Raw genomic sequence first — 1,049 nt, forward strand, 5'->3', positions numbered from 1 at the left:
AGATGCTTTCACTAAAGACGATTAAATCAACGAATTAAGTTTGTGAACCGAGCCGCCATCTGGCGGCTTTTTCATATCAGTTTGCAAACCTGATCGCATAGTGCTTTTTCCTCAATGGGCTTTTGCTACGTAATTCATATCATGCTGTCAGATTCAGGGATGTGGGGAAGAAGAATGAAAACCGTAACGCTCAGTGCACTAATGTTGATGACTCAGTTTGCACTCGTAGGCTGTGTTACCGTAAAAGAAAACGGCGCTCCTATCGTGAAGGCCGATCCTGTTGCTATGGCAGAATCTCGCATCGCTCTTGGGCTTGGTTATCTCGAAGGTGGCAATATGATCCGAGCGCACGACAACTTGCAACAAGCCTTGAGCCACGCCCCACAGTACTATCGCGCACAGCTTTCTATGGCACACTACTACGAAACCGTTGGTGAAGATGCGAAAGCAGAAGACATGTACAAACGCTCTTTACGCCAACACACCAAAAACGGCAACGTGCTCAATAACTACGGAACATTTCTATGTAAACGAGGTGATTTCCAACAAGCCGACCAAATGTTTAACCGCGCAATTGAACAACCTTATTACTACCTCATCCCAGCAAGCTACGAAAACGCCGCTTTCTGCGCATTGAAATCACAAGATAAAGACAAAGCAAAATACTACTTTACGCGAGCTATCGATCACGACCCACACCGCCCAAAATCGATTCTCCAACTGGCTAAACTCGAAATAGAAAGTGGCAACTTTACCGATGCAAGAATTCGACTGATGCGATTTAATCAAATGTACGGTGTGAAAAAACCGTCACTGCAACTTATGATCGAGTTAGAACGTGCGGCAGGTAATGAAGCGCTAGAGCAAAAATACGTAAAACAGTTAGAACGCATGTCTTAACGAGCCACACTAATAACCCAAACAGCATAAGTCTTTGCTTAACCTCTCATTTTAATTTTAGGCTCACTTACACCGTTCAAGTTAAGTGAGCCTTGTTTCTCAGAACGCCGACAAATCCCCTGTTTCACTTGTGTTTCAGTCACTGAAAG

The 1,049-nt window shown here is 44.3% G+C and carries 1 protein-coding gene; it reads left to right on the forward strand.

The window, feature by feature from the left end:
* The first annotated feature begins 174 nt into the window (after positions 1-174).
* Positions 175-900 (forward strand): type IV pilus biogenesis/stability protein PilW, encoded by a 726-nt coding sequence (gene pilW / locus R7R24_RS24930; protein WP_005477819.1) that lies wholly within the window; start codon positions 175-177, stop codon positions 898-900.
* The last annotated feature ends 149 nt before the right edge of the window (positions 901-1,049 follow it).

This window comes from Vibrio sp. 704 (assembly GCF_033339295.1).